The organism is Avibacterium sp. 20-129 (assembly GCF_026226845.1).
Taxonomy (GTDB): domain Bacteria; phylum Pseudomonadota; class Gammaproteobacteria; order Enterobacterales; family Pasteurellaceae; genus Avibacterium.
Genome location: NZ_JAKKOE010000001.1, coordinates 1,050,397 through 1,069,545 on the forward strand (window position 1 = coordinate 1,050,397; position 19,149 = coordinate 1,069,545).

Annotated in this window: 19 protein-coding genes; 5 read left to right on the top strand and 14 right to left on the bottom strand. The window is 40.7% G+C overall.

The window, feature by feature from the left end; genetic code table 11:
* Nucleotides 1–10: 10 nt before the first annotated feature.
* Entirely contained in the window at nt 11–2,329 is a 2,319-nt protein-coding gene (locus L5B90_RS04955) for a Tex family protein (RefSeq protein ID WP_265762297.1), read from the bottom strand.
* A gap of 160 nt (nt 2,330–2,489) precedes the next feature.
* Here L5B90_RS04955 and L5B90_RS04960 point away from each other — a divergent pair, with 160 nt between their 5' ends.
* From L5B90_RS04960 to greB, 3 genes are read left to right on the top strand one after another with little or no spacing between them, the layout of a single operon-like run.
* The gene (locus L5B90_RS04960) at nt 2,490–2,750 is read left to right on the top strand and encodes a type II toxin-antitoxin system Phd/YefM family antitoxin (protein ID WP_250350943.1); all 261 of its coding nucleotides are present in this window, start codon (nt 2,490–2,492) and stop codon (nt 2,748–2,750) included.
* A gap of 7 nt (nt 2,751–2,757) precedes the next feature.
* Nucleotides 2,758–3,177 carry a type II toxin-antitoxin system VapC family toxin gene (locus tag L5B90_RS04965; protein ID WP_265762298.1) on the top strand — a complete coding sequence of 140 codons (420 nt, stop codon included), beginning with the start codon at nt 2,758–2,760 and terminating at the stop codon, nt 3,175–3,177.
* A 33-nt stretch (nt 3,178–3,210) separates the two neighbouring features.
* Nucleotides 3,211–3,687 carry a transcription elongation factor GreB gene (gene greB / locus L5B90_RS04970; protein ID WP_250350945.1) on the top strand — a complete coding sequence of 159 codons (477 nt, stop codon included), beginning with the start codon at nt 3,211–3,213 and terminating at the stop codon, nt 3,685–3,687.
* 2 nt (nt 3,688–3,689) lie between these two features.
* On the opposite strand, the gene agaF is transcribed toward greB, so the two are convergent.
* From agaF to L5B90_RS05015, 9 genes are all read right to left on the bottom strand, one after another.
* Nucleotides 3,690–4,124 carry a PTS galactosamine/N-acetylgalactosamine transporter subunit IIA gene (agaF, locus tag L5B90_RS04975; RefSeq protein WP_265762299.1) on the bottom strand — a complete coding sequence of 145 codons (435 nt, stop codon included), beginning with the start codon at nt 4,122–4,124 and terminating at the stop codon, nt 3,690–3,692.
* Between the two features lie 59 nt (nt 4,125–4,183).
* Nucleotides 4,184–5,026 (bottom strand): PTS N-acetylgalactosamine transporter subunit IID, encoded by an 843-nt coding sequence (agaE, locus tag L5B90_RS04980; RefSeq protein ID WP_250350947.1) that lies wholly within the window; start codon nt 5,024–5,026, stop codon nt 4,184–4,186.
* The gene (gene agaW / locus L5B90_RS04985) at nt 5,016–5,792 is read right to left on the bottom strand and encodes a PTS N-acetylgalactosamine transporter subunit IIC (RefSeq protein WP_250350948.1); all 777 of its coding nucleotides are present in this window, start codon (nt 5,790–5,792) and stop codon (nt 5,016–5,018) included. Before agaW ends, agaE begins: the two co-directional genes overlap by 11 nt.
* Before the next feature lie 18 nt (nt 5,793–5,810).
* Entirely contained in the window at nt 5,811–6,284 is a 474-nt protein-coding gene (agaV, locus tag L5B90_RS04990) for a PTS N-acetylgalactosamine transporter subunit IIB (RefSeq protein WP_250350949.1), read from the bottom strand.
* A 375-nt stretch (nt 6,285–6,659) separates the two neighbouring features.
* On the bottom strand, nt 6,660–7,604 hold the full coding sequence (ispH, locus tag L5B90_RS04995) for a 4-hydroxy-3-methylbut-2-enyl diphosphate reductase (protein WP_250350950.1): 945 nt from the start codon (nt 7,602–7,604) through the stop codon (nt 6,660–6,662).
* Entirely contained in the window at nt 7,601–8,098 is a 498-nt protein-coding gene (gene lspA / locus L5B90_RS05000; protein ID WP_265762300.1) for a signal peptidase II, read from the bottom strand. Before lspA ends, ispH begins: the two co-directional genes overlap by 4 nt.
* Nucleotides 8,099–8,961: 863 nt before the next feature.
* Nucleotides 8,962–11,781, bottom strand: a complete 2,820-nt coding sequence (gene ileS, locus L5B90_RS05005) for an isoleucine--tRNA ligase (RefSeq protein ID WP_265762301.1) — start codon at nt 11,779–11,781, stop codon at nt 8,962–8,964.
* A gap of 172 nt (nt 11,782–11,953) precedes the next feature.
* A complete protein-coding gene (gene ribF, locus L5B90_RS05010; protein ID WP_265762302.1) occupies nt 11,954–12,901 on the bottom strand; it encodes a bifunctional riboflavin kinase/FAD synthetase in 948 nt (315 codons plus the stop codon).
* A gap of 251 nt (nt 12,902–13,152) precedes the next feature.
* Nucleotides 13,153–13,563, bottom strand: coding sequence for a helix-turn-helix domain-containing protein (locus L5B90_RS05015; protein WP_265762303.1), 411 nt, complete (start codon nt 13,561–13,563; stop codon nt 13,153–13,155).
* A 130-nt stretch (nt 13,564–13,693) separates the two neighbouring features.
* Here L5B90_RS05015 and L5B90_RS05020 point away from each other — a divergent pair, with 130 nt between their 5' ends.
* Nucleotides 13,694–14,269, top strand: a complete 576-nt coding sequence (locus tag L5B90_RS05020; RefSeq protein WP_265762304.1) for a hypothetical protein — start codon at nt 13,694–13,696, stop codon at nt 14,267–14,269.
* 1 nt (nt 14,270) lies between these two features.
* Nucleotides 14,271–14,996, top strand: a complete 726-nt coding sequence (locus tag L5B90_RS05025) for a hypothetical protein (protein WP_265762305.1) — start codon at nt 14,271–14,273, stop codon at nt 14,994–14,996.
* A 78-nt stretch (nt 14,997–15,074) separates the two neighbouring features.
* Here L5B90_RS05025 and mnmE read toward each other — a convergent pair whose 3' ends face one another.
* The 4 genes from mnmE to rnpA form a co-directional block, all read right to left on the bottom strand.
* A complete protein-coding gene (gene mnmE, locus L5B90_RS05030; RefSeq protein ID WP_265762306.1) occupies nt 15,075–16,433 on the bottom strand; it encodes a tRNA uridine-5-carboxymethylaminomethyl(34) synthesis GTPase MnmE in 1,359 nt (452 codons plus the stop codon).
* Between the two features lie 511 nt (nt 16,434–16,944).
* The gene (yidC, locus tag L5B90_RS05035; RefSeq protein ID WP_265762307.1) at nt 16,945–18,558 is read right to left on the bottom strand and encodes a membrane protein insertase YidC; all 1,614 of its coding nucleotides are present in this window, start codon (nt 18,556–18,558) and stop codon (nt 16,945–16,947) included.
* Nucleotides 18,558–18,818, bottom strand: coding sequence for a membrane protein insertion efficiency factor YidD (gene yidD, locus L5B90_RS05040; protein WP_250350956.1), 261 nt, complete (start codon nt 18,816–18,818; stop codon nt 18,558–18,560). Before yidD ends, yidC begins: the two co-directional genes overlap by 1 nt.
* On the bottom strand, nt 18,782–19,141 hold the full coding sequence (gene rnpA / locus L5B90_RS05045; protein ID WP_250350957.1) for a ribonuclease P protein component: 360 nt from the start codon (nt 19,139–19,141) through the stop codon (nt 18,782–18,784). The genes yidD and rnpA overlap by 37 nt, the downstream gene beginning before the upstream one ends.
* Nucleotides 19,142–19,149 lie beyond the last annotated feature (8 nt).

Below are 19,149 nucleotides of genomic sequence, written 5' to 3' on the forward strand. Positions count from 1 at the left end.
AACTTTCCCTTTATTTTTTCCAGTTTTTCAACGCATCGGCAAAGGCATTACCCATTGCACTATTATTTTGTGGTTTACGCTGTGGCTGTGGGCTACGAGGATTTTTTGCTACTAAAGTGCGGTGATTTTTTTCATTATTTTCTGCTTTATCCCCTGCTTGTTCATCTAAACGCATCGTTAAAGCGATACGCTTGCGGGCCACATCCACTTCTAAGACTTTCACTTTTACAATATCACCGGTTTTCACCACATCGTGCGGATCTTCAACAAATTTATTGGAAAGCGAAGAAATATGCACAAGCCCATCTTGATGAACACCAATATCCACAAACGCCCCAAAATTGGTTACATTAGTTACCGTGCCTTCCAGGATCATTCCTACTTTCAAATCACTGATTTCTTCCACACCGTCCATAAAGGTGGCGGTTTTAAACTCGCCACGCGGATCACGTCCCGGCTTTTCTAATTCTTTGAAAATATCTTGCACCGTTGGTAAACCAAATTGTTCATCAATAAATTGTTTTGCATCTAACTGACGAATTGCACTGGCGTTGCCCATTAAATCTTGAATGGATTGCTGAGTTGCTTGCAAGATTTTTTCCACCACAGGATAGGTTTCTGGGTGAACACCTGACGCATCAAGAGGATTTTGCCCAGCTGAAATACGCATAAAGCCTGCGCATTGTTCAAAGGCTTTTGGCCCTAAACGAGAAACTTTTTTCAGCTCTTCGCGGTTTTCAAAACGGCCATTTTCATCACGAAATTGCACGATATTTTGTGCGAGCGTTTTGGTCATTCCTGCTACGCGAGAAAGCAACGGTACAGAGGCGGTATTGAGATCCACGCCTACCGCGTTTACACAATCTTCCACCACTGCATCTAATTTACGCGCCAGTTGAGTTTGATTGACATCGTGCTGGTATTGCCCCACGCCAATGGCTTTCGGCTCAATTTTCACTAATTCTGCCAATGGATCTTGCAAACGGCGCGCAATAGACACCGCCCCCCGTAAAGACACATCAAGCTGTGGGAATTCTTGTGCGGCTAATTCTGATGCAGAATACACGGAAGCTCCCGCTTCACTGACGACCACTGTTTGTGGTTTTTGCCCTGAGATTTGTTTTACCACCTCTTTAGCAAAACGCTCCGTTTCTCTTGATGCTGTACCATTACCAATAGCAATCAGTTCCACATTATGGCGTTCGATTAATTGATAAAGGCTCGCCATTGCTGCTGCCGTTTGTCCTGTGTGTGGATAAACCGTATCCGTTGCCAATAATTTACCCGTATTATCCACAACCGCCACTTTTACCCCTGTTCGCAAACCGGGATCTAGCCCCATTGTGTTTTTTGCCCCGGCTGGTGCCGCCATTAAAAGTGCGGTAAGATTTCGAGCAAATACATTGATTGCCTCATCTTCTGCTTTTTCACGCAATTGGCTCATTAATTCCGTTTCTAAATGGAGTGAAACCTTAATCCGCCACGTCCAGCTTATCACCTGCTCACGCCATTTGTCCGCTGGCTGTTGGTTAAAATGTACGCCCAGATGCTGACGAATAATTTCCTCGCAATAACTTTGACGCGCCCCTTCTTCTTGTTCGGGATCCGCATTTAAACTTAACTGTAAAATGCCTTCATTGCGTCCACGGAACATTGCCAAAGCGCGGTGAGAAGGCACATTATGCCAAAGCTCTTGGTGATCAAAATAATCTTGGAATTTTTCGCCTTCTTGTTCTTTGCCCTCTAAAACTTTAGAAATTAACACCGCACTTTGTTGTAAATACTGACGCACTTTCGCCAATAATTGGGCATCTTCCGCAAAACGTTCCATTAAAATATAACGTGCGCCGTCTAACACCGCCTTGCTATCGGCAAAGCCTTTTTCCGCATCAATATAAGCACTTGCTGCGGTTTCCGGATCTTGGCTTGGATCATTCCATAAACGATCAGCCAGAGGTTCAAGCCCAGCTTCAATGGCGATTTGCCCTTTGGTACGGCGTTTCGGCTTGTACGGCAAATATAAATCTTCTAACTCCGTCTTGCTTTGAGTTTGTTGGATTTGGTTGCGTAATTCGTCCGTTAATTTGCCCTGTTCTTCAATAGATTTTAAAATCGTTTGACGGCGATCTTCTAACTCACGCAAATAAATCAAGCGCGTTTCAAAATGGCGTAATTGAGTGTCATCTAAGCCACCAGTAACCTCTTTACGATAACGAGCAATAAAAGGAATGGTATTGCCTTCATCTAATAATTGAATGGCAGCAAGAATTTGCTGTGGTTGCACCGTTAATTCAGCGGCAATGATCTGTGAAATTTGTTGATTTAACATTGGCGTTTATTCATTAGTAAAAGTAAAAATTCGCCATAGGATACTGGTTTTATGGGCTTTGCTCAAATGTTTCTTTGCTCATAAAGTTAGCCTACAATTTTTCTTGTTATTTTTTTACTTTTACACTAAATTGTAGAAACGTTGCTATAAGGAAATAAAAATGACGATTATGACTAGCCGAGAATTTAACCAGCATCTCAATCAGGCACAAAAAGCAGCACAAATCGCGCCTGTTATTGTAACAAATCGCGGTGAACCCACTTATGTACTAATGAGCTATGCAGATTACCAGAAAATGTTGCAATCTCATTCTCCCCGCAATGCTTTAGAGGCATTAACACCACAAGATGAGGCGGATATTGAGTTAGACATTCCACCTCGTTCAATAAAGCAACGCACGCCGCTTGAGTTTGATGAATGAGGGAAAAATGTATTTTATTGACACCAATGTATTAAGTGAAATTCGTAAAATTAAAAGTGGTAAAGCGAACCAAGGGGTCATTAATTGGTTATCTGGAATTAATGAACAACAAATTTATACGAATATTATCGTAATGATGGAATTGGAACGTGGAATTTTAGCCAAAGAACGTAAAGATCCTTGGCAAGGAAAAATACTCCGTCAATGGTTTGAACATACAATAAAGACAGGCTTTTCAAATCGTATCCTTCATCTTGATGATAAAACAGCGAAAATTTGTGCTACCTTACACATTCCCGATCATTGTCCTGAGAACGACGCTTGGATTGCTGCCAGCGCTATTCAATATGGTCTGACGCTGGTTACACGAAATACCGCAGATTTCTCGCGTATGGGCGTAAAATTATTGAATCCATTTGATAAATAAGTTTTATCCATTCAAAGGTAAAGGAATAGCAAAATGCCAAAATCAAATTACATCACACGCAGTGGCTGGAATAAATTAGATCAAGAATTAAAATTTCTATGGAAAGAAGAGCGCCCAAAAGTTACCCAAGCGGTTTCTGATGCCGCTGCGTTAGGCGATCGTAGTGAAAATGCCGAATATATTTATGGTAAACGCCGTTTACGTGAAATTGATCGCCGTGTGCGTTTTTTGACAAAACGTTTAGAAGTGTTACAGATTGTGGATTATCACCCAAGACAAGAAGGCAAAATTTTTTTTGGTGCTTGGGTTAGCCTTGAAAATGAAAATGGAGAGGAAAGTCAATACCGTATTGTGGGCTGCGATGAATTTGATCCAGCTAAGAATTGGATTTCCATCGACAGCCCCGTAGCCCGCGCGTTGATTGGCAAAGAAGTCGATGATGAAGTGAAAGTCCATACACCATCGGGCTTGGTAACATTATTTGTGAATAAAATTTGGTATGAGATATAGCCTCAAATCCCCTCATTTTCTACGCAAGCCGTTCTTTTTATTTTTTGTTGTGCTGAAAGTGTCGTGATGCCTTGATTTGCACTGGCTAGGGCTTGCACCACCAATTCTGGAAATGTCAGTTCATCCTTTGCCATTATGGTTTCAATCAACATTTGTAAATTCGTGCCAACAATAACTTCCGTGCGCTCAAACTGTTGGGCAATCATTGCACATTGACGAAATGGCGTGCCACCTAAAATATCACAGCAAAAAAGTACCGCACTTGCATTTTCCGCTATGAGATATTGTGCGATGTTTTGATGTAGCTGTTCGGGCGTGATTTGCTTATCATCAAAATCAAAAAATGCCACATTGGGATATTGCCCGATAATTTGTTCCAACGCGCTTTGTAGTCCTGTGGCGAAATGTCCGTGTCCACTCACGATCAAGATTGTCATTTTTTCTCCTTATTGATAAAAAATGCCGAGCAAATACTCGGCATTTGTCATCACTCATTTTATAAGATACCCGCAAAACGTCCGCCAATACCAATAACGACGGTGAGAATAATTAAGCGTAATGGCGACCAATTACGTTTCACCAAGTAGTACATCAATAAGGTGTACACCAACGGCAAGAAAGCTGGCATAAGTTTATCAAGCACATCCGCTTGCACTTTCACCACGGCATCGCCTGCGGTGATTTCTGCACTAGTTTGGAAACGAATGTAAGTGGCAACTAATGCCCCAATCACAGTCATACCAATCATTGATGCGGCGTGCGACACTTTTTTCGTGTTAGCTTTAATGGTTGGAATAGCCGCAACTCCCATTTTGTAGGCATAGTGTGCTAAACCAAAACGTAAACCGAAATGCACGATATTGAATACGACAAAGAAGAAAATCGCTCCAAGGATCGAACCTTGTAAAGCAAGGCTTGCACCGATCCCGCCACAAATGGGTAGTAAGGTAAACCAAAATAAGGCATCCCCAATACCTCCTAAGGGCGCTCCCACTGCAATTTTTGTACTTTGAATGGCGTTTACTTCCTGTTTGGAGCGTTCCATTGCTAGCACAATTCCCATAACGAACGTAACAAGGAATGGATGGGTATTAAAAAAGCCCAAATGCCCTTTCATTGCCTTACTTAAATCCGCTTTGTTAGTATGAATTTTTTTCAATGCAGGGCTAATTCCATATAACCAACCTGCTGCTTGCATACGCTCATAATTGAAAGAGGCTTGAAGTAATAAAGAACGCCACGCCATCGTATTAATATCAGCTTTAGTCAGTTCTTTTCCCATTGTTTGATCTTCGTACACATTATCATTTTGTACGTTTTGACGTGCTTTAGATTCCATCTTGAAACTCCTCTTTTGGCGTTGCTTTCGTTTCAGTATTCCCCTTACGCATATAGTCAATAAGAGCCATTGCAACCGCTGCAGCAGCAATCGCTAACACAGGAAGCTTAAGCCAAGCTGCCCCCACAAAACCGAGAATAAAATAAGGGATATAGGCATTTTTCATCATAATTTTCATCAATACTGCAAACCCGATGGCCGGCATAATGCCTCCAGCGACACCCAAACCGTCAATCACTTCTTTTGGCAACATTGCAATGATTTTCCCTGCATATTCCGCGCCAAAGTAAGTTGGCAAGAACGCACAGAAGAAATAGAACGTACCTAGCACTAACAAACCAAGGTAGTTCACATAATCAATGCCTTTGAGATTCGCTTCTTCCGCCATTTGATCACAACGAGACATCACCGCTGACATAACAGAGAACAGAAAGGTGATTCCCATTTGTACCGCAATAGCAAAAGGCACTGCCACACCAACCGCAACTTTCGGATCGGTTTTCGTCGTGATGGCAAATGCAGTTCCCACAATAGTGCCGATAATCACATTGGGTGGTTGCGCACCTGCCAATGGTGCAAGCCCCATCCAGACTAATTCGAGGGTACCGCCAACTAAGATCCCTGTTTGTAAATCCCCTAAAATCGCCCCTACAATAGGTCCTAATACAACGGGTCTATGAAAATGTGTTAAACCATTATAGAGGTCAAGACCTGCAAAAAATGCGAGTACACCCAATAAGAGTGCCTGTAAAAGTCCAATTTCCATCGTTTCCTCTCTTCTTTCTTACAATAATTTAAATAAATCTATTGCCTCTTCGGTTGGTACACCTTGGATAAAACACTGCACACCAAGCTGACGTAGCTGTTCAAATGCCGCTCTATCTTTCTCATTTACGGATACGGTTTTATGGATCTGCGTTTTGCCCTCCTCATAATGCATATTGCCTACGTTGATTTTGTCAATGGGTACCCCACCTTGCACTAAGGTTAAAAAATCACTCGGCGTTTTGCACACAAGCAAGATTTTTTGCCTATCCGCTGCGCGATGGATATTATCAATCACCTTTTGTAATGGCCAAAAACGCACATCGATCCCTTCCGCCAATACCATTTCCATTAGGTTTTGTTGCATTGGATCTTCAGCCACTTCATCATTAGCAACCAGCACCAAATTAGCTCCCGCAAAACCAACCCACTGCACCCCAACCTGCCCGTGGATTAAACGCTCATCAATTCGATTTAACACAATATTTGGCATAGTACACTCCTTGATAACTCATTTTGAGTATCTTCTTTTTACGCCTAAAAAATAGGAAATGCAAAGAACAAAATAAGGAAGTGTGATGAAGATCTAAAAATATTTTTATCGTATAGTAAGAAACATAAGCATCATAAAAAATCAGCTTATGCGGTCTCATTTTAAAATGGAATAATAAGAAGAAAAAAGACAAGCACATAGATTGTACGCAAAATACACATCACTTACCTTTCAAATAAATAAGACAATAAGTTACAACTGATATGAAATAATGATTTCAACTAACGATAATAAGAAGGTGGGGTATCATTCTTAATTTTGATTAGCGATAAAAAAACCACTTATCCTATAAGTGGTTTCGTAACGGATTGAGGATCAATGCACCTCTTTAATTCGCAGCTCTTTTGGTACTTCAAACACGGTGTTTTCTTCACAGCCTTGCAGCTCTTCTACTTGCGTTACACCTAGTTCTTTTAAGCGATTTACCACAGATTGCACTAGCACTTCTGGCGCCGAAGCGCCGGCGGTGATGCCTATGGTGGAGACCTCTTTGAGCCAAGCAATGTCAATATCATTGGCATCATCAATCAATTGAGCCGTTACCCCCATTCTTGTGGCAAGTTCTGCTAAGCGGTTGGAATTTGAAGAGTTTTTTGAGCCAACTACGATGACTAAATCCGCCATCTTAGCTAATTCTCTTACCGCTTGTTGGCGATTGGTGGTGGCATAACAAATATCATTTTTACGCGGCCCTTGAATAGCGGGATATTTCTCTTTCAATGCGGCAATCACTTCACTGGTATCATCAATAGAAAGGGTGGTTTGCGTCATAAAAGTGATGTCATCATCCTTTGTTAAGGCTAATTTTGCAATGTCTTCCACATCTTCCACCAAATAAATTCCGCCTTCTGCATTATCATATTGCCCCATTGTACCTTCTACTTCTGGGTGGCCTTCGTGTCCGATTAGCACAGCTTTAGTGCCTTTTCGGCTAGCTCGTGCCACTTGCATATGCACTTTGGTTACTAACGGACAAGTCGCATCAAAGACTTTCAACGCACGTCTTTTGGCTTCTTGACGAACAGCTTGAGAAACGCCGTGGGCGGAAAAAATGACGATAGCACCATCTGGCACTTCATCTAATTCTTCTACAAACACGGCGCCACGTTCACGCAATCCATTAACCACAAAGCGGTTATGTACCACTTCGTGGCGCACATAAATCGGCGCACCATGAATTTCTAAGGCTAATTCGACAATGCTAATTGCACGATCTACCCCAGCACAAAAGCCACGTGGGTTGGCTAAAATAATTTTCACTTGGCTTTCTCCGTTTTTTTCTCATTATTTTTAATCGCATCAATAGCAAGCAATGCCGCGCCAATACAAATAGCAACATCCGCTACATTAAACACGGGATAATGCCATTGTTGCCAGTAGAAATCAAAAAAATCCACCACAAAGCCGTGATAAGCCCGATCAGCCATATTGGCTAATGCCCCACCAATAATTAACGCATAGGCACTATTTTGTAAGCGTTGGCTCGCTTTATTTTTTGCTAAGAAAACCGTGAGTATTACGGAAATCCCAATGGCAAGTAAGATAAAAAAACTTTTCTGCCAGCCTGAATGATCCGCTAAAAAACTAAATGCTGCACCATAATTTCGCACATAGGTGAGGTTAAAAATAGGCAAAATTTGGATACTTTCATATAGCTCAAAATGACTGACCACGAAATATTTAGTCAATAAATCTAAACAAAACGCCACTGCACTTAGCCAGAGAAATAATAAACCTGATTTAGATTTTGACATCTATTTGCTCCAAAATGTAGTTTGTTTACAAATGTAGGAACGCACCTATGCGTGCGTCCAGCTAGGCTATCGACACGGGCGGATACATCGGTCCGCCCCTACAAATTTAATATAAATCGTAGTTTCCAAATGTAGGGATGCAACTATATGTGCGCCCAATTTGGATATCAACACTGGCGGCCCCTCGGTCCCCTACAAATTTAATATAAATCGTAGTTTCCAAATGTAGGGGCGCACCTATGTGTGCGCCCAATTTGGATATCGACACCGGCGGATACATCGGTCCGCCCCTACAAATTTAATATAAATCGTAGTTTCCAAATGTAGGGGCGCACCTATGTGTGCGCCCGATTTGGATATCGACACCGGCGGATACATCGGTCCGCCCCTACAAATTTAATATAAATCGTAGTTTCCAAATGTAGGGATACACCTATGTGTGCGTCCGATTTGGATATCGACACCGGCGGACACATCGGTTCGCTCCTACAAATTTAATATAAATCGTAGTTTCCAAATGTAGGGGCGCACCTATGTGTGCGCCCGATTTGGATATCGACACCGGCGGATACATCGGTCCGCCCCTACAAATTTAATATAAATCGTAGTTTCCAAATGTAGGGATGCACCTATGTGTGCGCCCAATTTGGATATCGACACCGGCTGACACATCGGTCCGCCCCTACAAATTTAATATAAATCGTAGTTTCCAAATGTAGAGGCGCACCTATGTGTGCGCCCGATTTGAATAGCAACAGGGCGGACGGATCAACTCGCCCTACAAATTCAATTATGTTAAATAAAAATTTGCGAAAAAATCACCGCACTTTATGATTTCAGCAAATCAAAGTGCGGTGGAATTTTTACGCAAAACGTCTGACTTCGCCTTTGCCATCGACATTTTCAACACAGCGCGAACACAGCGTCGGGTGTGCTGGGTTTGTACCAATGGTATCAGAATAGTGCCAACAGCGTGGGCATTTTTCATTTGCAGAACGCACCACTTTCACCTTAAAGCCTTCTACCTCGCCCCCTTCAACATCGGCTTCAGCCAATGGTTTGACTTGAGCTTTTGACGTGATTAAGACGAAACGCAATTCATTTTCAAGTTGCGATAAGATCTTCGCATATTCATCGTTGGCATAAAGGGTTACTTCTGCTTCCAATGCGGCACCAATGGTTTTATCTGCACGGGCTTGCTCTAACACACGGTTTACTTCATCACGCAATTTCAACACTTGTTGCCAATAGGCATCATTCATTGTTTCTTCTGCGTTTAATGGGAATAAGCCGTTATAGAATTCCTCTGTAAACACAAATTCCGCACGTTCACCTGGGATATATTGCCAGATTTCATCGGCAGTGAAAGATAAAATTGGCGCAATCCAACGAACCAACGCCTCGGCAATATGCCATAAGGCTGTTTGACAGCTACGACGTGCAAGGCTGTCCGCTTTGGTGGTGTATTGACGATCTTTGATAATATCTAAATAAAATGATCCCATTTCAATTGAACAGAATTTCATTAAACGCTGAACAACGGCGTGGAATTGATAATTATCATACGCTTCTTGGATTTCTTTTTGTGCATTTAAAGCACAATCTACCGCCCAACGATCTAGCACGATCATTTCCTCTGGTTTCACTAAATCACGTTTCGGATCAAAACCATTTAAGTTCGCCAAAAGGAAACGTGCGGTATTACGAATACGGCGATAACTATCGGCTGCACGTTTTAAGATTTCGTCTGAAACAGACATTTCCCCTGTATAATCCGTTGAAGCCACCCATAAACGTAAAATATCGCCACCAAATTTATCCATCACTTCTTGTGGGGTAACAATGTTACCGATAGATTTAGACATTTTACGCCCTTTGCCATCAACGGTGAAACCGTGGGTTAGTACCTGCTTATAAGGGGCTTTGTTATCCGTTGCAGTTGAAAGCATTAATGATGACATAAACCAGCCACGGTGCTGATCCGAGCCTTCTAAATACATATCGGCTTCCTGCCCATTAAATTCTGGACGTGCTTTCACAACCGAAGAATACGTTGATCCTGAATCAAACCAAACATCAAGGGTATCTGGCACTTTTTTATAATGTTCAGCATCTTCACCAAGCAAATCTTTCGGATCCAGATCCCACCACGCTTGAATGCCGGATTGTTCCACGAGTTGCGCAACTTGCTCAATAAGTTCAAGTGTGCGAGGGTGCAATTCTTCTGTGGTTTTATGGATAAATAACGCCATTGGCACGCCCCAAGTACGCTGACGAGAGATACACCAATCTGGGCGGTTTTCCACCATTGTTTCGATACGCGCTTGCCCCCAATCTGGAATCCAACATACTTTTTTGATTTCGCTTAACGCTTGCGGACGTAAGCCATTTGTTTCCATTCCAATAAACCATTGCGGTGTCGCACGGAAAATAATTGGCGTTTTGTGTCGCCAGCAATGCGGATAACTATGACGAATTTTTTCTAATTTCAATAAGTTACCTGTTTCTGTAAGTTTTTCAATAACCAAATCATTGCTTTCAAACACGCCTTTACCCGCAAAAAATGGCGTTTCAGCTTTAAATACGCCTGCATCATTAATTAATGCCGCCATTTCTAAACCATATTTCAAGCCAACCAAATAGTCGTCTTGACCGTGATCTGGTGCGGTATGCACTAAACCTGTACCGCCATCGGTGGTAACGTGATCGCCTAAAATCACTGGCACACTATAATCATAGAACGGGTGGTTAAAACGGAGAAGTTCTAAGTCAGCCCCTTTTGCTTCACCTAGCACCTTCACGTTTTCTTCACCTAAGGCTTTTTGCACGCCTTCGACCAACGCTTTCGCTAAAATTAAACGCTTATTGCCAAATTGTAATAATTGATAAACTAGCTCTGCATTCACTGCAATGGCACGGTTTGATGGCAATGTCCAAGGGGTGGTTGTCCAAATCACTGCCGCTACTTCACCGCTACCTGTTTGGCTTAAATTAAATTTATTTAGCACCGCACTTTCATCCGTTGCTGGGAATGTTACATAGATAGACGGGGAAGTTTTATCTTCATATTCCACTTCGGCTTCTGCCAAAGAAGAAGCACAGTCCAAACACCAATGCACAGGTTTATAGCCTTTGTAAAGATGCCCGTTTTCGACCACCTTAGCCAGCGTGCGAATGATATTGGCCTCAGTGTCGTAATTCATTGTTAAATAAGGATTATCCCAATCGCCCAAGACGCCTAGACGGATAAAATCTTTCTTTTGCCCTTCCACTTGTTCACGGGCATAGTTACGGCATTCTTGGCGGAATTGTGCAGCAGAAATTTTTTCGCCCGGTTTTCCTACCAAACCTTCTACTTTCAATTCAATCGGCAAGCCGTGGCAATCCCATCCCGGGATATAAGGACTGTCAAAACCTGCGGCGGTTTTGGATTTTACAATAATGTCTTTCAGAATTTTATTTACAGCGTGTCCGATATGAATTGAGCCGTTAGCATAAGGAGGCCCATCGTGCAAAATAAAGGATTTTTTTCCTTGTGCAGATTGTCTGATTTTTTCGTAAAGTTTTTTCTCATACCAATTTTTTAGCATTGCTGGCTCACGTTTTGCCAGATCACCACGCATCGGAAAACCTGTTGCTGGCAGGTTTAGCGTATTTTTGTAATCTACGTTTTCATTCGACATTTTGTTTTTTCCACGTTGTATAAAATAAAATCTTGCATTAAATGCACAATAACTTTGGCATTATACGCATAAATAACACAATATTAAAGAATAGGAGTGGCGGAATTATGATTCAATCCCTAATGAAAGTGCGGTGATTTTTTGATAACTTTTTTACCGCACATTAAGCCCTTTAGCTCGTTCTTTTAGCTTGGCGAAAATACGCCTTTGCCACGTCCACATCTTTTACAATTTGTGCTTTAAGATCCTCAAAAGAGGGAAATTTGACTTCATCACGAATTTTATGACACAGTTCCACCTTAAGCGGCAGTCCATAAATATCTTGTTTAAAATCAAATAGATGAACCTCTAACAATTGTTTAACCCCATTAATGGTCGGGCGACGTCCAATATTTGCCACCCCTTCATATTCTGTACCATTAGGCAATTTAGCTCTTACTGCATATACCCCTTTCACGGGATTAACTTGGCGTTGTAAGCGAATATTTGCTGTTGGAAAGCCAATAGTTCGCCCTAGTTTATTGCCTTGTACAACACGCCCATAAATGCAATAAGGCTTGCCCAAAAGTTGCTTAGCAAGGGCTAAATGATCATCAGCAAGGGCTTGTCGAATCGCCGTGCTACTGATACGTTGTTCATTTAAACGAAAACTGCAATTATCTTCTACACGGAAGCCGTATTGCTCCCCCGCTTGTTGTAGCAGAGCAAAATCCCCTGTACGCCCAACCCCAAAACGGAAATCATCACCAATGCTTAAAAATTTCACGTTGAGTTTCTGCACCAAGCATTGTTCAATAAATTGTTGTGCGGAAAGCTGAGCAAAAGTGCGGTCAAATTTGATGCGAATAACATAATCCACGCCCAAATCTGCCAATGCACTTAATTTATCGCGCAGCCGCATTAAGCGCGGTGGTGCGTTGTCGCCCATAAAATATTCGCTCGGCTGGGGTTCAAAAAGCATCACAACCATGGGCAAAGAAAGCGCACTTGCTTTTTCACGCAAATGGCGCAACACCGCTTGATGACCTAAATGCACACCATCAAAATTCCCAATGGTTAAGGCACAGCCTTGTTGCTGAAAAATAGCGGGCAGTTGTTTTAACCCTTGAATTAATTGCATTAAAAATTCCGTTAGTAGAGTAATGTTATAACGATAGTGAAAAACAGCCTCATCTTATATCTCAATTTGCTATGCCAATCAAGAATGAATAAGATAAGCGCATCACTCACTATCATATAGAATGGTATAAATATAAGTATGCTTTTTGAAGAAAAGGCCAATCATCTTAAACTAGCAAAGATGATTGAAGATATTCCCCACAATCTTTAATTGTGGTTCAAAAAGGTTCCTAAAATGGGCTTCTAACGAATTTAATCAGTCAAACATTCCCTTTGCTGTTTTAATAACTCATTCATTTCCATCAGTAATTTATTTTCTCGCTTTAAACTTTCAATTGTTTCTGTCTGATGAGAAATGATCAAGTGCAATTTTTGCAAATCATTATCTGAAGCTTGCCCTGCAGAAAAAAACGTATGTGATACAGATTCATTATTTGAAATATTATTAAATTGGATTGCTGATTCTTCACCATAAGAAAGCAATTCCATTATATCAATGCCAAAAACTTCCGTAATCTGCCCCAATCGGTCTAAATTTAGGCGAGTATCTCCACGTTCAATTTTCGCATAGCCTTGGGTGGACATGGACAATCTGTTAGCCATATCTTCTTGAGTCCATTGATGACTTTCTCTTAAATGGCGGATTTTTTCATTCGTTTTCATATATCACTACTTTTAATATAGGTTGATCTATTATTTTGGAATGCGTACTTTACTTTTGGTTGATTGTAGCATGGATTAGATGAAATGTATAATATCTAAATATTTTGGTCTATTTTTAAGAGAGGATTCGATGGAAGAATACAAAAATATAATTCTTTTTTTATGTTATTTGATCGCGCTTGTAACAATAATAGTTAAAGCGCTAAACTCACATAAAAATGGCACAATAACAATTTTTTATAGTTATACTGATTTTGGCATCTGCATTCTAACTTCACTTTATACTCTTTTTTTAATATTTATACTTTCCCAGTTTCAACCTGAACAAGAATATATAAAATTAATATTCTTACCATATTTATTAGCATCACTATTCTTATTATTTACAGCATATCGTTCAAATCATAGAAAAATATTCAAAACACTAAGAGTATTTTTTATTCAGATTTTATTATTCTTAGGTATGACTTTCTTCGGAGTAATAGCAGCTTTTATTGCAATAGCTATTATTTCGTTACTTTCACCAGGAAAACGGCAGAAATATGAAAGAAAAGCGAAACATAAATCTAAGGAAACTGCGGCTAAAATTACTGGCGCAGCAGTTGGAATTACAAGCTATACCCTAGTAATCGGAAAATTAAAAGATTATATCTGTCGAAATAATAATTTCTCACTACCACCAAAATATTTAATTCAGGAGAACTAAAATGGTAACAGAACAATTCAAACGCACCGCGCTTTCACTAGCAGGTTGCGATGGTGGTAATCCTGCTTCTGAAGTTTGGTTTTGTGGTTTAGAGCATGGCTATGACTTATCTGAAAAAATAAGTGAATTCTTGGCATTACCACATGATAGAGCCCCAATTTTCTCTTGGGATCATCCTGATTGCGTTGATGATTGGAAATATGTATATAATCGAAAAATTTGTTGGTTTTTGCAGTATTTTTATCATTTAGAATTGCATGATAATGAAAATATGGGAGCTTTAGTTAAACGTCATCATATTCTCTATTCGGAGCAAGCTAATGGCATAGGTTTTAAACTCAATATGTATCCATTACCCTTCAAAAATCGTAGTTCAATAAATTGGACAGAGAATTATCAAAAAGCAACAGGATTTTCCTCATTTTACGAGTACCAAAATTGGTGCGTAGAATATCGAGGCAAATACTTCCGTGCTTTAGTAGAAAAATATAGACCTAAATTAATTGTTTGCACCGGTATCAGTGAAGTAAATAATTTCGTCCATTGTTTCACTGGAAAAGACAATTTTACTTATTCAAATAACGCTGAGATGAAAATAGCTTATGCTAAGTTTGAAGAAACTTTAATTTGTGTCTGCCCATTTTTCACCAATTCTTCAGGTATTAATTCATACGCAAAAATGGAAGTACTCGTGAAAGATATAAAAGAAAGACTAAATATTCATTAATTAAGGGCTATTTAATATAGCCCCTAATTTATTTTCTCCAAATCCAATACCAAGATTTATTCTAACCTTTATATTAATTTACTTACCAATACAAAACGAGCTGAAGATATTGCCAAGCAAATCATCAGAGGTAAATTGTCCTGTGATTTCGCTCAGGTGATTTTGTACCATTCGCAATTCTTCGGCGAGCAGTTCACCGGCATAAAACTCGGTCAGCTGAATGAGTCCTGCTTGCAAGTGAACATCCGCTTGTTCTAAAGCCTCTAAATGGCGACGGCGTGCAAGAAAACCACCTTCTGTACTGGTGTTATAGCCCATTGATTGTTTGAGATGTTCACGCAGTAAGTCCACCCCAACTTGTGTTTTCGCCGAAAGGCTGATTGAGGTTTGTCCATTTTGTTCGCGAATGGTTTCCGCTTCACCACTTAAATCCGCTTTATTACGCACAATGGTCAAAGGGATATTGTTCGGCAATTTTGCTAAAAATTCTGACCGCACTTGGGCGAGATTTTCTTCGCTATCCGTGCTGTCTAACATCAGAATAATGCGATCGGCTTGCTCAATTTCGTCCCACGCACGACGAATCCCAATACGCTCCACTTCATCGGTGGCATCACGCAAACCTGCGGTATCAATAATATGCAATGGCATTCCGTCAATATGAATATGCTCACGCAGCACATCTCGGGTTGTACCAGCAATATCTGTCACAATCGCCGCTTCACGTCCAGCAAGGGCATTTAATAGGCTAGATTTGCCCGCATTTGGCCGCCCCGCGATCACCACTTTCATTCCTTCGCGTAAAATCGCCCCTTGCTTGGCTTCCGCTCGCACGGCAGCAAGTTGAGCAATAATCTCACGCAATTTGGCTTCGATTTTACCATCGGCTAAGAAATCAATTTCTTCATCAGGGAAATCAATTGCGGCTTCCACATAGGTGCGTAGATAAATGACATCATCAACAAGCTGATTGATTTTATTAGAAAATTCCCCTTGGAGGGATTTCAGTGCAGAGCGTGCTGCTTGTTCAGAAGTGGCATCAATCAGATCAGCAATCGCCTCTGCCTGGGTAAGATCCAATTTATCATTCAAAAATGCCTGTTCAGAAAATTCCCCCGGGCGAGCCAAGCGCACGCCTTTAACTTGCAAAATGCGTTTGAGCAAGAGATCTAAAATAATCTGCCCACCGTGGCCTTGTAGCTCTAATACATCTTCACCGGTGAAAGAATTTGGGGCTTTAAAAAATAGCGCGATCCCTTGGTCTAACACCGTACCATCGCTATCTTTAAAGGGTAAATAATTGGCAATACGAGGCTTAAGGCTTTTGCCTAGCACTGACTCTGCCACTTGTTGGGCGAGTGGCCCTGATACCCGTAAAATACCGACACCGCCACGTCCAATCGGCGTGGCTTGGGCGACTATGGTTTCTTTTGACATAATTTTTCCTAAAAAACGACCGCACTTTTAAAAACGCTCAAATATTATCTCATACTTGTAAAAGTCAATAAGCCGTGCGGTGAATAATCTTTATTTTATTAGATTTCTTCGACCAATGGTGAACCTGTTTCCTGATTACCGTCCAACCATTGCCATTGTTCATTCAAGCGTTACCATAAGGCAATTTTTCAATTCAATAGCTAGGGCGAACACTTAGGTTCGCCCCTACAGGGAGATAATTGTATTACAGATTAAAAGCAATCACTAACGTTCTTTTCAAACAGCCAGTCATATAACAAAATCAATAAATTAAAGGGATTTTTTGATCTAAAATGGGCGAACACTTAGGTTCGCCCCTACACGGGGATAATTGTATTACAGATTAAAAGTAATCACTAACGTTCTTTTCAAACAGCCAGTTATATAAAAAATCAATGAATTAAAGGGATTTTTTGATCTAAAATGGGCGAACACTTGGGTCGCCCATAAATCAATTATCTACGCTAGCAAGTTATTTTTTACGGGAATGTAATCCTTTTTTCTCTAACCCACGGTAAATCCATTGTTGTTGCGCAATAGTGATAAGGTTAGAGACTAACCAATAGAGTACCAATCCTGCCGGGAAGAATAGGAAGAATACGGTAAAAATCACTGGCATAAAGGTCACTACCTTTTGCTGCATTGGATCAGCCACTGGAGTTGGCGACATTTTTTGTAATAAAAACATCGACACGCCCATTAAAATAGGCAAGATGTAATATGGATCTTGTGCTGATAAATCTTGAATCCAACCGAAGAATGGGGCGTGGCGTAATTCAACGGCTTCCATAAATGTCCAATATAAGGCGATGAAAATTGGCATTTGTAATAAAATTGGTAAACAACCACCGAGTGGGTTTACTTTTTCTTCTTTATATAATTTCATCATTTCTTGGCTCATACGCTGACGATCTTCCCCATAACGCTCACGCATTTCTTGGATTTTCGGTTGCAGCATACGCATTTTTGCCATTGAAGTGTATTGTGCTTTAGTTAATGGGTATAAAAGCCCTTTCACCACTAAGGTTACACAAATAATTGCAAGCCCCCAGTTCTTCACTAAATCGTGAATGTGGGTAAGTAGCCAGAATAAGGGTTTCGCAATAAACCACGCCCAGCCGTAATCAACGGTAAGATCTAAATGGTTTGCCACTTGTCCCATTTCATTTTGTAATTTCGGTCCTGTCCATAATTTGCTGGTGATGGTTTCTGTTGCACCTGATGGAATATCAATAGCTGGTCCACGATAACCGATTGAGCCTAAGTTACGTGCTTTGTCGGTGGTAGAATAAAATTGATGGGTTGCATCTTGATTTGGGATCCAAGCAGAAACGAAATAGTGTTGTAAAATTGCAACCCAGCCCACTTTGGTTTGTAGCGAAAGATCTTTTTCTTCCATATCTTTGAAACTGTATTTTTTATAATTTGTTTCAGAAGAAGAATAAGCACCGCCTGTATAGGTTGGCATCGCCATACTGCCTGAGCTTTCAACCAATGTATGGGTTAATTGGGCATAAGGTTCAACTTCAATGGCTTGATTGCTTTGGTTAGCAATTTCAAAATTCACTGCCACATCATATTCACCACGTTTTAATACGAAAATTTTGCGATAAGTTACCCCATCTTTTTCAAACACGAAAGGGACAGCAAGTTCATTTTGCCCATCTGCCAATTTGAAGGTATCCCCTTCTACTTGGTAGTTTGCACGACCGGCTTTGGTATCAATCCCGTTTTTACCAACCAGACCACTTTGTGCAATATAAATATGCTCAGGCGTATCTTTTAACAAAATGAATGGCGTATTAGAATGTAATGTTTCATCATATTTTAATAATTCAGAACCGACAACATCTCCACCTAATGTATTAATTTGTAAGCGGAAAACGTCATTTTCTAAAGTAATTACTTTACCTTGTGCAAGGTTAGTTAGATCCGAATTTGAAGCGAATTCACTTTGATTATTCGTTGTCTGAACTTGTTCAGTGGCAACTGGCTTAGGTGAATGATAGTCCACTTGCCATTGCTGATAAACAAGAAAAGAAATAAAGAGTAGTGCGAGCACTAACAGGCTACGTCTTGAATCCATTATTTGTTCTCTTTGTTGTTATTGATCTTTGGTGGAACAGGATCGTATCCACCCGCGTGTAAAGGATGACATTTTAATATACGTTTTAACGTAAGCCAACCACCTTTTAACGCACCGTGCGTTTTTAATGCCTCAATGCCATAGCAAGAACAGGTTGGTGTGAATCGGCAACGTGGGCCAATTAAAGGGCTAATTACCAGTTGATAAAAGCGAATAAGCGCAATTAAGATTTTTGAGCCAAGCGAATGTGGCGTTGCCATAATTTATCCAATAAATTGAATAGTTGTTGATTATCTAACTGACCAATGCCTTGTTTAACAACGATAACAAAATCATAATTTGGCAGTTGGTGTTGCAATAAGCGAAAGCGTTCACGGCATAGACGTTTAATGCGATTACGATCGTGGGCGCGTTTTAAATGCTTCTTAGCAACAGCAAGCCCAAGACGGGGGTGATTTTCCTGATTAATGCGAGCAAGTATGGTAATTTGCGCTGAACTGGCACGTTGTGGATCTTGGAAAACGTATTTGAATTGAGCGGGAGTTAGCAGACGTAACTCCCTAGAAAAGTTTAGCTTAATCACAGCAAAAG